Source organism: Polaribacter filamentus (genome assembly GCF_002943715.1).
In the GTDB taxonomy this organism is placed as follows: domain Bacteria; phylum Bacteroidota; class Bacteroidia; order Flavobacteriales; family Flavobacteriaceae; genus Polaribacter; species Polaribacter filamentus.
Window position 1 is genome coordinate 588,885 of the sequence record NZ_MQUA01000014.1, and the last position, 13,522, is coordinate 602,406.

Sequence of the window (13,522 nt, forward strand, 5' to 3'; positions counted from 1 at the left end):
ATTAATGAGTATCTCTAAAAGTCAACTTAAAATCATAACAAGTTTATCTCAAAAAAAGTATAGACAAAACCATCAATTATTTATTGCTGAAGGATTGAAAGTAGTAAACGAATTACTAAATTCTTCTTTTAAAATAGATACTTTATTTGCTACGGATGATTTTCAAACGGATATTTCTTTAGATAAAATTATAAGAATTTCTGATAAAGATTTACAAAAAATAAGCAACTTAAAAGCACCCAATAAAGTGTTAGGTTTGTTTGTAATCCCTGATGAAAAACCGCTTCAAAAAAACGGATTAACGATTGTTTTAGATACGATTAATGACCCCGGAAATTTAGGAACTATTATTCGCCTATGCGATTGGTTTGGGGTTTCTCAATTACTGTGCTCTGCAGAAACGGTAGATTGTTACAACCAAAAAGTGGTGCAAGCAAGTATGGGTTCTTTAACGCGAATTTCTATTAAATATATTGATATAGAAATCTATCTTAAAGAAACAAATTTGCCAACTTTTATTGCTGATATGGATGGTGAAAATGTGTATAAATCAGCATTACCAAAAGAAGCTATTTTAATTATGGGAAATGAGGCTAATGGTGTTTCTGATAAAATAAAAACATTGATAAAAAACAAAATTTCTATCCCAAGATTTGGAGAAACTCAAGAAACAGAAAGTTTAAATGTTGCAACTGCAACGGCAATTTTATTGAGTGAATTTAAACGTAGCTATTAGTTTTTAACTTTGCAACTCATCGGCTTTGACACTTTTCGATTAAAACTTATTCAAAAGCAAAAGTTAGAAAAAGCCCACGAGTTCCCATGAAATTTATAGGCGCGGTCCATTGACTATTAGGATCTGTATCGTATTTTATCTCGTTATTTATTGCGAAAACTCCACGGAGAGATGGAGAGAATTTAAAGAAGTTTAAATAGATGTCTATACCCAAACCAACTTCGTACATGAAATTGTTTGATTTCATTCTAAATTGTCCAGAAGAATTATCATCTTGATTGTCTTCATTACTAGAAAAATTGTAGTTGTAAGAAACACCTGCTAATAAATAAGGACGAATATTTTTGTATCTATCGGTGCTAAATTTCAATAATAAAGGAACATGTAAATAGGTGGAACCAATTTCTCTGACACTATCTTGTGCTGTTGGTAAATGATTAAAATATATTTTCTTTGAATTCGTCATTAAACCCGGTTCAAAACGCAAACTTAAATTTTTATGTAAACGAAAGTCAGTAATTAAACCCACATTGAAACCAGGAGAAGATTCAACAGTAATATCCGCATTTTGTATTGTGCTGTTTCTTAAATTAAGTTTAAAATCATTCTGATTTATTCCTAAGTAAAAACCAAAATGTAATTTTCGTTGATCAAAAGTTGGTAAGTTCTCTACAGGTTCTTTTTGTGCGAAAAATACGGCAGAAATCATCAAAAAAAAACCAAAAAGTAGCAATTTTTTATTCATTATTATTTGCTTGCAGTATAAATTGTAGCAACTCCAAAAGTTACAGGTTTATGCTTTGTATGTGTAAACCCATTTTTTTGTAAAATATTGTTGAAAGCTTCACCAAAAGGAAAAGAATTTGCGGATTCTGATAAATAAGAATAAGCAACTTTGTCTTTCGAAAATAATTTCCCAATGATAGGAAGGATGTGATTTGTGTAAAACTTATACCCTTGTTTAAAAGGAAATTTAGTAGGATTGGAAGTTTCTAAAATAACTAAAACTCCGGTAGGCTTTAAAACTCTCGCAATTTCTGTAATCCCTTTGTCTAAATGCGCAAAATTACGAACACCAAAAGAAACAGTTATCGCGTCAAAGGTGTTGTTGTCAAAAGGCATTTCTTCAGAATCGCCAACAATCATTTCAATTTTTTCGGATAACTTTGCTTTGGCAATTTTGCGCTTTCCAACAGCCAGCATCCCAGCAGAAATATCTAAACCAACAATTCTATCAGGATTTAAAGAAGCCATCATTAAAGCTAAATCTCCAGTTCCTGTTGCAATATCTAAAATTTGCTTTGGATTATTTTTCCCAATAATCTCCACTACTTTTTTACGCCATTTAACATCAATTCCTAAGGAAATAACTCGGTTTAAGTCATCGTAATTTTCAGAAATAGTGTCGAACATTTGTGTAACTTGTTCTTTTTTTCCAAGTGGAGAATCTTTGTAAGGGTTTATTTTTTCTGCTGACACTTTCTTTATCCGTTAATTGCGACCACTTCATTAATTTGATTTGGCAACATTTCTTTTAATAAGGATTCTATTCCGTTTTTTAAAGTAGCAGTAGAAGATGGGCAACCACTGCAAGCGCCTTGTAAAACTACGCTCACTACTTTGTTAACTTCATCATAAGAACGAAAAGCAATATTTCCTCCGTCGCCCGCAACAGCAGGTTTTATGTATTCATCTAAAATGTCCACAATTTGTGCAGAAATACCTTCTAGTTTTACGGCAGGTGCTTCAACCTCCTTTTCTGTGACTGCTTTTTCACTTGGAATCTCTTTAATAATCGTTTTACCGTCCACTAAATATTCACGAATAAAACTTCTTACTTCTGTAAAAACTTCGTTCCATTCAACCATATCATATTTTGTTATTGAGATATAATTATCAGAAATAAAAACTTCTTTTACAAAAGGAAACGTGAAAATTGCTTGCGCTAAAGGCGATGATTTGTTTGCTTCATCAATATTTTTATACTCAACATCAGTTTGAGTTAATGCTTTGTTGGTTCCAAATTTCATTACTGAAGGATTAGGAGTAACTTCTGCATACACTTCAATTGCTTCTTTTTTGTTTGCTGAAGTTTGCTCATTTACAACAAGGTTTCCATCAGCAATATACGCTTCAATTTGTTCTGCAACTTCTTGTTGAACATCAAGCCACTCTACAATATCAAAACGCTGAATTGCAATGAAGTTAGCAGTTATAAACACCTTTTTTACAAATGGTAAGTAAAATAACTCTTGGGCTAGTGGCGAGTTTTTAGCATCGTCAATATTAGAAAATTCGTAACTACCTCCGTTTATTAAAATCGTGTTACTATTAAACTTTAATATAGTATTATTTGTAGTTTCTTGAATGGTAATTTTAGTCTCTTGCATAATCTTTAAATAAGTGGCTAAATTACGGGAAAAAACTGACAACAAATAAAAAGACTTCGTATGTTTTTAAAAACGAAGTCTTTTTTATTTAAAATTATTTTATTACAAACTGATTGTTAAAGTTGTCGTAAAAATTTTGTTGTTAATGTTTAATTCAGCTGAGTTAACATCAAAACCTGAGTAAAAATTATAAATTCCCGTTCTGTTATTGTCTCTGTAAGAAAAATCTAGTTTAAAGTTATTAAAATTATACCCACCACCAAAAGAGTAACCTGTAATATTGTCTGAATTTATTGCTAATTTATCTGGGTTTTGTTCAAACATATAACCACCTCTTATACTAAGCCGATCAAATCGCCATTCTGAACCAATATTTAAATTGTGGGTATTTCTTAATTCATTTTGAAAAAATTGATTTTCTTCGATAAAATTAGCACTTGATAGTTTTATCTTATTGAACCCTTTATTGCTGTAATCAACACTTAATAAGCCGTTTTTACCAAATATAAAAGCAGCGCTTGCTGTTAAAGTACTAGGAGTCTTAAGTTTGTATATTAATTGTTGAGTTGGAAAAAAATTACCTGCTGTATTGTCATAAATTACATTGTCATTACTTACAGAAATTTCTGTATCACCTTTAAAACCATCATTATCCACAATATTGGTGTCTTCCATAATCTCTGAAAACCACGTAGGCGTTTGGTATGATAAACCAAACCTTATGCTTTTATTCGCTTTGTAAATAAAGCCTAAATTTGCAGAGAAACCCGTTCCAATAGTAAAATTTTCTTGATACAACTTAGCATCTAACTGGTTACCATCTGCATCGCTGTTAAATTCATATAAATTCGATCTTTGATTAAAAGATAAATCATAAAAATTTAGACCTAATCCAACATGTAAATTGTTTTGAAATACGGATGAAAATCCGAAATTTAACTCAGAAATAGTACCTCCATAATTATTTTCAAAACGTTGGCCATCAGCGATATTATATTGCGTTGGGTTTTGATTAGTATCCAACGGAAATTCAGTAAAAGTTGTAATACCGCTATTACCTTCTGTTATAAAACTATCTGCAAAATCTTTTGTAATTCTATAGTTAAAACCAATTGCGAATCTACTCCATTCTTTACTATACGCGCTATCAAAGACCAATACAGCTCCTATTTGCGATAAATTTGTAAGTTGATTTTGCGAATTAGTGCTATTTCCATAATAGTTGGAAGTAATATTAGAAGCTCTAGAATTTATAGTTCCAGTAAATAAACTGTTTGTAAATACAGACAAACCTGCCGGATTTATATTCATAGAGGATAAATCTCCTCCTAAAGCACCAAAAGCGCCTGACATTGATGTAAAACGTGCAGTTCCGTTTTGGTCATTTTTCGAAAAAAGCAACCCTAAATCTTGATATCCCAAAGATTGAGAAAAAGAAACAAGCGTTGATGCGATAAATATCGCTGATAGATAAAATCGTTTCATTATTATTTTTAATTTAGGCTTATGGATTATCTTTAGTTTCCTCTTTTTCTTGATGTTGTTGATGAGCTTCTGCCTGATGAGCTTCTGCCAGATGTTCCAGAAGACGAAGACGTACTTGAACTTCTTCTTTCTGTGGTATTACTGTTGTTATTTGAATTTGAAGTTCTTCTTCTTTCTGCAGTATTATTATTTGACGTTGAACTTCTTCTTTCGGCAGTATTACTATTATTTGAGCTTCTTTGGTAAGTATTATTATTATTATTATTTCTAGAATTACGTATAATTGAATTAGACGATCTTCTATTAGAGGATATAGTAGAACCATTACTTCTTCTTGCAGTAGAAGAACTATTATAGGTGTTGCTTCTTCGACTTAGAGAAGATGTAAACCTTGAATTATCGTTAGTATTTCTGCTGTTGGTATTGTTATTGTAATCTCTTCTGCCGTAACTAACATTTCTATTATGATTATTGTAATTAGTACCCCAGGGTCTATTGTGAAAATAAGGATTTACAAAACCATTATTCCATCCAAAACCATTATTCCATCCAAAACCATTATTCCATCCAAAACCATTATTATAAGGATGCCCATAAGGGTTCATTCCCCAATAGTTACCGCCCCACATTCCCCAATTTCTGTAACCCCAATTATTATATAACCATGGGTCATTGTAGCCCCAATTGTTAAAGCCATTCCAATAAGGATTGTTCATAATATTAATGGTTACAATAGGCGCACTGCTATTGTCGTATCCCCAAGCTGCATTAGCGTTGTAATTAATGGTGTTGTCAATAGTTTCGTCATCAACATAAGCAGAATTATTAGAGCTATAAGAATCAACATCAACAAAAACTTCGTTTTCACCAATATTTTCTAGTTCTTCTAACCTGTTGGTAAAAGAATTTTGCTGATAATAGGGTTGATTATTGTTATCTGGTATAACCGCAATTTCTACTACTTGTATTTGTTCTTTTATTTCATCATCATAAATACCATCTTGATTGTAAACACTTTGATAAGTACCACAAGAGGATAATAGTAAACTCAATGCAAATAAAGCAAGTAACGAACAGTTTTTTAAGTATTTAGATGTAGCTTTCATAATGTTGAATTTTAATTGATAAACAGTAAATATAAAATAATATTGTAAAACTTTTAAACTTTACTTGGTCTATGGCCATTTTATACTAGTTTTGTACGTGGTAATTAAAAACCATAAATAAGTATATTATTTTCCTTTAATATAACAATATTTGTGCCAAAGTAAATATTTATGAGCAAGAAATTAACAAAAAGAACAGAAGATTACTCTAAATGGTATAACGAATTGGTTGTAAAAGCTGATTTAGCAGAAAACTCAGCAGTAAGAGGATGCATGGTTATAAAACCTTATGGATATGCAATTTGGGAAAACATGCAAGCAGAGTTAGATAAAATGTTTAAAGAAACTGGGCACCAAAATGCATATTTTCCGCTTTTTGTTCCTAAAAGTTTGTTTGAAGCCGAAGAAAAAAATGCAGAGGGTTTTGCAAAAGAATGCGCAGTTGTAACGCATTATCGTTTGCAAAGTGATCCCGATAATCCAGGGAAACTAAGAGTAGACCCAGAAGCAAAATTAGAGGAGGAGTTGGTTGTTAGACCAACATCCGAAGCAATTATTTGGAGTACGTATAAAGGATGGATTCAATCCTATAGAGATTTGCCTTTGTTGATAAATCAATGGGCAAATGTAGTAAGATGGGAAATGAGAACTCGTTTATTTTTGCGTACGGCAGAATTTTTATGGCAAGAAGGTCATACGGCACATGCTACTAAAAATGAAGCTGTAATAGAAGCAAAACAGATGCAAGAAGTGTATGCTGAGTTTGCAGAAAACTTTATGGCAATGCCAGTTATAAAAGGTTTTAAATCAGAAAGTGAACGTTTTGCAGGCGCAGAAGAAACGTATACGATAGAAGCTTTAATGCAAGATGGAAAAGCCTTGCAGGCAGGAACTAGCCATTTTTTAGGTCAGAATTTTGCAAAAGCATTTGATGTAAAATACACCTCAAAAGAAGGAAAGCAAGAATATGTTTGGGCAACTTCTTGGGGAGTTTCTACGCGTTTAATAGGTGGGTTGATTATGACACATTCAGATGATCTTGGATTGGTTTTACCTCCAAAACTAGCGCCAATTCAAGTTGCTATAATTCCTATTTATAAAAATCAGGAGCAATTGGAGGCTATTTCAGAAAAGGTAGCTGAAATTGTAAAAGAATTGCGCAAAAAAGGAATTTCTGTGAAGTATGATGACAGAGATACGTATAGGCCGGGAGCAAAGTTTGCGGAATATGAATTAAAAGGAGTTCCTGTTAGAATGGCTATTGGAAGTCGTGATTTAGAAAATAATACAGTGGAAGTGGCAAGAAGAGATACTTTAGAGAAGCAAACTGTTTCACAAGACGATGTTGTAAACTTTATTAATAATTTATTAGAAGAAATTCAGGATAATTTATTTAATAAAGCAATCGACTTTAGAAAAGAGCACACTACAGAAGTAACAACTTTTGATGAATTTAAAAAAGTGATAAAGAATAAAGGTGGTTTTGTCTCTGCACATTGGGATGGTACATCAGAAACAGAGGAGAGGATCAAAGAGTACACAAAGGCTTCTATTAGGTGTGTTCCTAACGATGCTAAAGAAGAAGTAGGTGTTTGTGTATTTACAGGAAAACCTTCTTTAAAAAGGGTGCTTTTTGCGAAAGCATATTAATTTTGAAAAAAAAGTATTTTTTTTTCAAAATTAATTGCACAATTTAAAAAACGTTGTATATTTGCACCCGCAATTGAGAAGTATTTAATTGTTATGGTCCGTTCGTCTAGGGGTTAGGACGCATGGTTTTCATCCATGTAACACGGGTTCGATTCCCGTACGGACTACAAAGTTTTAATATATAAAAACTAATAAATTAAGAATTATGGCAAATCATAAGTCAGCTTTAAAAAGAATTAGAAGCAACGAAGCTAAAAGAGTACTGAACAAATATCAGCATAAAACTGCGCGTAATGCAGTTAGAGATTTACGTGCTGTTGAAGATAAAACAGAAGCACAATCAAAATTAGGAAAGGTTATTTCTATGTTAGATAAATTGTCTAAAAGAAATATTGTTCACAAGAATAAAGTTGCGAATATAAAATCTAAATTAACAAAGCACGTCGCTACGTTGTAAGATTTTAAAAAAATATTTTAAATTGAAAACGCTCTGATTTATGTTCAGAGCGTTTTTTTATGCGTTCTAAATATTTATTTTAAAAAAATTCATGATAAAAAGGATCAAGTCCAAAAGATGTGGGATTTAAGGAATATGAATAAATATTTGAGAGTCAAAAAAGGAGGAATTCTATACTTCTAAAACTTCTAAGCTGTTCTTTAAAGGCTTTAATTTGCACATAGAATGATTACAAAGACTTGTTTGCGTTGATCCAAATTAGTGTTCTAGTGAAAACTGAACTCTAAAATAACGGATGCTGGTTTTTAACTTTTTGTCAAAATGAAACCAGGAAAAAGCTTTATGAACTTGCATCGAAAATAGTTGGTTTTAATTATTTATTTAGAGTGTGTTTACCAATCGTAATTTTTGTGAGCGTCTAATCTTATGAATATAAATAGTAAGATGGTAAATCCCCAAAGAGAAGAGCCTCCGTAGCTAAAGAAGGGCAGCGGAATTCCTACAGTTGGCAGCAAGCCGATAACCATACCAACATTTACAATCACGTGAAAGAATAGGATAGAGGCCAAGCCATATCCATAGATTCTACCAAATTTATTAGTGTGTGTTTCTGCTAAATAAATAATTCGGTACATCATCAGCATAAAAACTATGATTACGAAACTACTACCAATAAAACCCCATTCTTCGCCAACAGTGCTAAAAATATAATCTGTATGTTGTTCAGGGACAAAGTTTCCTTGAGTTATATCTCCTTCCAAAAAACCTTTACCAAACCATCCGCCCGAACTAATAGTTAATTCTGATTGATGCGAATTGTAGCCAATGTTTACATTGTCTACTTTCATGCCTAGTAAAACTTCAAAACGATCTCTATGGTGTTGTTTAAATATGTTATTATAGGTAAATTCTGTTCCGAAAATAAACAGGGCAACCAAGGCATAAAAGCCTAAAATTTTGTACCAATTAAACCTAAAAAATCTTTTTCCTCCTCTATAAATTATATAGGCTGTAACTATAGAAATAATAATAAAAAGGGAAATAAACATTGTATTTGCTCCAAAAAAAATAGTGAGAACAAATAAGGCAATTACAGCTGCTCCCAATAGAATATAATTAAGCGTTAAACCTTCTCTATTTAGCACAAAAAAGAAGGATAGATAGATAAGTGCAGAACCAGCATCTGGCTGTAAAGTGATTAGGAGTGCCGGAAAGAAAACAATGATAAAAGCTTTTATTTGATTCTTAACCAACTTAAAGTTGTATTGTCTATCACTTAATAATTTAGCAACGGCTAAAGCTGTACAAGCTTTCACAAATTCTGAAGGTTGCAGACTCATAACGCCAAAATTAAACCAAGACTTAGCGCCATTAATTTCATTTCCGAGGGGAAAAAGTAAGAGTAAAGAAAAGATAGAAATAAGGTATAAAATACTTGCAAACTTTTCATAAAATTTTGAATTAAAGAAAAGAATACTTATGATCAAAGGAACACTTAAGCTAATCCAGAGAATTTGTTTTCCATATTTTGTAGAGAAATCTAAGATTTCATGATTTTCTTCGGTTTTAGAGGTTGCAAAAATGTTTAACCATCCAAAACCAACTAAAATTATATATAGAAAAACTAAAAGCCAATCTATACCTGCAAAAATATTATTCTTTTCTTGACGCAATTTTTTTATCTTTTGGTGTTTGATTATTATACGTCTCTTGCAAACTCATCATTAATATATTTCGCTCTCTGTATTCGTTTGCTTCAGAAATACTACCGTTTAAATATTTTTCTATTAATAAACTCGTAATTGGAGCTGCAATTGTAGATCCAAAACCACCATTTTCCACAAAAACGGCGATTGCAATTTTTGGATTATCTTTTGGCGCAAAAGCAATTAAAATAGAATGGTCTTTTGCTTGAACCTTAATACCGTCAACCATTTTTATAGAATTTTCTGATGTTCCTGTTTTTCCACAAATTTCAATTCCCTCAACCTGGCTCCATCTTCCGGTTCCTGTTTTAAAAACTTCATGCATAGCTTCTATAACTGGTGTAAAATACTCTTTGTTAATGGTCGTTTGTTTTTTAGACGTAAAATCAGGATTGTTAATTATTTTTCTATTGATTTTTTTAACAATATGTGGTGTGTAAAAAAAGCCTCTGTTGGCAATAGCTGCTGTGAAATTTGCTAATTGAATAGGAGTTGTTAAAATTTCTCCTTGTCCAATTGCATTAGATATGGTTGTAGAAGCGCCCCAAGCATATTTATATCTGGCATCATAATAACTTGCATCAGGAATTAATCCTTTTTGACCTGCAGGTAAATCATATCCTAAGTAATTACCTAATCCAAAGCTTGTTATGTGCTTGTTCCAGTTGTTTAATCCTTGAGAAGGTTTGTTGTTTTTTTCTATAATTTTTTTATAGGTATTAGAGAAATAACTATTACAAGATCGTGCAATTGCAGTATTTAACCTGATAGGAGAATTGTAAATTCCACAATGGCATTTCATAAATGCATTAGCGCTTCTTCCATAGCTGTAACCCCCAAAACATAAAAAGGAAGTTTGTTCTGTAATAACATTTTCTTGTAAACCAATCAACGCATTCATTATTTTAAATGGAGATCCAGGAGGATACGCAGCCAATAATCCTCTGTCATAGGTCGGTTTTTCAGGATTATTTGGGTCCATTAAACTAGCGGAGTTTATAGAGCGTTTTCTACCAACTAACATATTTGGGTCATAAGAAGGAGAAGTCACTAATGCTAAAATTTCTCCCGTTGATGGCTCGATAGCGACAATACCACCGCGTTTTCCATTCATTAATTGTTGTGCAAATAGCTGTAAATCGATATCTATTGTTAGTGTTAAATCTTTTCCATTTTCAGGAAGCGTGTCAATAACACCATTCTTATAAGAACCAGTAACTTTATTAAAACGATTTCTTTGTAAATATTTTTTCCCTTTTCTACCTCTTAAAACGTCTTCATATTGTTTTTCTACACCATCTTTCCCTTCTAATTCTCCAGATTGATAGTAATCGTTTTTTTTAGCTTTTTCTTCATTTACTTCACCTATATAACCGAGCACATTGGCTGCCGCATTTATTGGATAATTTCTAATGATTCTTTTTTGAATATAAAAACCATTGTATTTGTGCATTTTTTCTTGTAAAAAAGCAAAATCTTCTTTGGCTAATTGCTTTAAAAATACGGATGGTAAATAAGACGCATAATGTTCAGCTCTTTGAAATCGTATTAAAAAATCTACTTTATCAATTTTCAAAAGGTTACAAAATTCTAGTGTATCTATTGCTCCTACCTGATTTGGTTGCACCATAACATCATAAGAAAGCTCATTTGCAACTAATAATTTCCCGTTTCTATCATAAATATAACCACGCTCAGGATAATCATATTCAATTTTTACAGCAGCATTATGAATTGGATTGTAAGTCTCCCCTTTTATTATTTGGAGTTGAAACAAACGACCAATAAAAATTAGCCCCATAAGGGTTATTAAAAAATAAAGTAAAAAACTTCTGTTCATTATTCGTTTTTGGTAAAAATATAAGTTCCTAAAAAGTACAATGTCAATGTAAAAATACTTGAGAACAGCGTATTTAATAGTACGTTGGAAAAATTTTGAAAACTAAAATTAGCAAAAGAAAAGTAGATTAAGTGGTGAATTAATGTTAAAGTTACAACAAAGTTAAAATTTTTTCCAAAAGACTCTGAACTTAGCTTAAAAAAAGAATAGTCAGTTTCAACCTTTCTGAAGTATATTCGAACAAAAAATAATCTTAAGTAGGCGATAAATAAAATTGAAAAAGCATGAATTCCTCCAGAATCAGAGAAAAAATCAATAAAAAGGCCAAGTAAAAAACTGTAAAAAAGAAATGGAATTCTATTGCTTTTTAATGGATATAAAAAACGAAAGTAATATATAAATAAGGATTTATATACCCAAGAAACAAAATGTTATTCAGAACAAAAACCTGCAAAAAAAGTAGGAATAAAAATAATGCCACTATGTTAAATGGTTTATTCATTTTGTGCCTCTAGGGTATTAATTTCTTCTTTATTAAAATTCTTTACAATATATACAAAACCTAAATTACTCATATCATTAAAAAGTGTAACATTCACTTTATTGTCTACGGAGTTTCCTTTGTTTATTTCTGATATTGTACCAATTAAGATTCCTTCAGGAAAAATAGTTGATTTCCCACCAGTTTCAATGGTATCTCCAATTTTTAGTGGTGCTTGTCTTGGAATGTCAGAAAGTTGAACTGTATTATAGTTTTTGCCGTTCCAGCCTAAAGTGCCAAAGTAATTACTGTTTTTTAAACGCGCATTAATTTTACTATTTCTATTTAAAATAGATTGTATTCTCGCATAACTATCAGAAACATTGTCTATAATACCAATAATTCCTTTGCTATTAATTACAGCTATTTCTTTCTGTATTCCTTGGAGTTTACCTTTATTAATCGTTAAAAAGTTAAACTCTTTATCGTAATTATTTTTGATTATTTTGGCAGTTGAATAACTATATTTCTGTTGATATTTAGTGGTGTCAATTGTAATAGTATCAATGACAACAGTCTCTTTATTAATATTTAGCAATATATTTTTTCTAAAAGATTTTTTAACCGAGTATTTTCTTCAGCTAGAAATTTATTTTCTGATTTTAAACTCCAGTATTCTGAAATATTTGATGCTTTCAAGTAGATGCCACCAGTTATAGCATTAGCGGAGTTTACAAATTTGCTTTTATGAAAATCAAGATTATTAAATATTAAAGCAAGTGCAATAAACTCTAATAATAAAAAGAATAGAAAATATTTAAACTTTCGAAAAAAATAGATGAGTTGTTGCATTGTTAAACGGTAAGAATGCTAATTCATTAAAATATTTTTGTATTTTTTTAGTTCTTTTAAAGCGATTCCTGTTCCACGAACAACAGCTCTTAAAGGATCTTCTGAGACATAAACAGGTAAGTCTGTTTTACGAGACAAGCGTTTATCTAAACCTCTTAACATAGAGCCACCACCTGCTAAATAAATACCAGTATTGTAAATATCTGCGGCTAATTCTGGTGGAGTTTTAGACAAAGTTTCCATTACAGCATCTTCAATTCTTAAAATAGATTTATCTAATGCTTTCGCAATTTCTCTATAAGAGACTTGTACTTGTTTTGGTTTACCGCTTAATAAATCTCTACCTTGAACCAGCATTTCTTCTGGCGGCGTATCCAAATCTTCGGTTGCAGCACCAATTGTAATTTTAATTCTTTCGGCGGTAGTTTCTCCAACATGCAAATTATGTTGGGTACGCATGTAATACATAATGTCGTTGGTAAATAAATCGCCCGCAACTTTTACAGATTGATCACAAACAATTCCTCCTAAAGCAATTACTGCAATTTCGGTAGTACCACCACCTATATCAATAATCATGTTTCCTTTTGGCTCCATAATATCAATACCAACACCAATTGCCGCAGCCATTGGCTCATAAATTAAATAAATTTCTTTTGCATTCATGTGTTTTGCAGAATCTCTTACAGCTCGTTTTTCAACTTCTGTAATTCCTGATGGAATACAAATTACCATTCTTAATGCAGGTGGAAATAATCTCTTTTTTATTGATGGAATCTGTTTAACAAATTCCTTAATCATTTCTTCGGATGCTTGGAA

12 protein-coding genes and 1 tRNA gene are annotated in these 13,522 nt (G+C 31.4%); 4 read left to right on the top strand and 9 right to left on the bottom strand.

The genetic code is table 11. The annotated features are described in order from the left end of the window. Positions 1-4: 4 nt before the first annotated feature. Positions 5-736 (top strand): TrmH family RNA methyltransferase, encoded by a 732-nt coding sequence (locus BST83_RS19355; protein ID WP_104811334.1) that lies wholly within the window; start codon positions 5-7, stop codon positions 734-736. A gap of 46 nt (positions 737-782) precedes the next feature. On the opposite strand, the gene porT is transcribed toward BST83_RS19355, so the two are convergent. From porT to BST83_RS19380, 5 genes are all read right to left on the bottom strand, one after another. Then, positions 783-1,481 (bottom strand): type IX secretion/gliding motility protein PorT/SprT, encoded by a 699-nt coding sequence (porT, locus tag BST83_RS19360; RefSeq protein WP_104811335.1) that lies wholly within the window; start codon positions 1,479-1,481, stop codon positions 783-785. A 2-nt stretch (positions 1,482-1,483) separates the two neighbouring features. Next, entirely contained in the window at positions 1,484-2,215 is a 732-nt protein-coding gene (gene ubiE / locus BST83_RS19365) for a bifunctional demethylmenaquinone methyltransferase/2-methoxy-6-polyprenyl-1,4-benzoquinol methylase UbiE (RefSeq protein WP_104811336.1), read from the bottom strand. A gap of 5 nt (positions 2,216-2,220) precedes the next feature. Beyond that, a complete protein-coding gene (locus BST83_RS19370; protein WP_104811337.1) occupies positions 2,221-3,126 on the bottom strand; it encodes a NifU family protein in 906 nt (301 codons plus the stop codon). 102 nt (positions 3,127-3,228) lie between these two features. Beyond that, positions 3,229-4,611, bottom strand: coding sequence for an OmpP1/FadL family transporter (locus BST83_RS19375; RefSeq protein ID WP_104811338.1), 1,383 nt, complete (start codon positions 4,609-4,611; stop codon positions 3,229-3,231). Positions 4,612-4,643: 32 nt separating this feature from the next. Beyond that, positions 4,644-5,717: a syntaxin family protein gene (locus BST83_RS19380; RefSeq protein WP_104811339.1), complete on the bottom strand. Its 1,074-nt coding sequence runs from the start codon at positions 5,715-5,717 to the stop codon at positions 4,644-4,646. 171 nt (positions 5,718-5,888) lie between these two features. On the opposite strand from BST83_RS19380, the gene proS reads away from it, so the two are divergent. The 3 genes from proS (at position 5,889) to rpsT (ending at position 7,824) form a co-directional block, all read left to right on the top strand. Continuing rightward, positions 5,889-7,367 carry a proline--tRNA ligase gene (gene proS / locus BST83_RS19385; protein ID WP_104811340.1) on the top strand — a complete coding sequence of 493 codons (1,479 nt, stop codon included), beginning with the start codon at positions 5,889-5,891 and terminating at the stop codon, positions 7,365-7,367. 95 nt (positions 7,368-7,462) lie between these two features. After that, a tRNA-Glu gene (locus tag BST83_RS19390) sits at positions 7,463-7,534 on the top strand. Positions 7,535-7,572: 38 nt separating this feature from the next. After that, complete coding sequence (rpsT, locus tag BST83_RS19395; protein WP_104811341.1) at positions 7,573-7,824, top strand: 30S ribosomal protein S20; 252 nt, start codon at positions 7,573-7,575, stop codon at positions 7,822-7,824. Positions 7,825-8,216: 392 nt separating this feature from the next. On the opposite strand, the gene rodA is transcribed toward rpsT, so the two are convergent. From rodA to BST83_RS19420, 4 genes are all read right to left on the bottom strand, one after another. After that, a complete protein-coding gene (rodA, locus tag BST83_RS19400; RefSeq protein WP_104811342.1) occupies positions 8,217-9,497 on the bottom strand; it encodes a rod shape-determining protein RodA in 1,281 nt (426 codons plus the stop codon). Beyond that, complete coding sequence (gene mrdA, locus BST83_RS19405) at positions 9,478-11,370, bottom strand: penicillin-binding protein 2 (protein WP_104811343.1); 1,893 nt, start codon at positions 11,368-11,370, stop codon at positions 9,478-9,480. The genes rodA and mrdA overlap by 20 nt, the downstream gene beginning before the upstream one ends. 494 nt (positions 11,371-11,864) lie before the next feature. Then, on the bottom strand, positions 11,865-12,449 hold the full coding sequence (gene mreC, locus BST83_RS19415) for a rod shape-determining protein MreC (RefSeq protein WP_367889112.1): 585 nt from the start codon (positions 12,447-12,449) through the stop codon (positions 11,865-11,867). Between the two features lie 272 nt (positions 12,450-12,721). Then, positions 12,722-13,522, bottom strand: an 801-nt coding sequence (locus tag BST83_RS19420; protein WP_104811372.1) for a rod shape-determining protein, incomplete at its 5' end; no start/stop codon positions are given.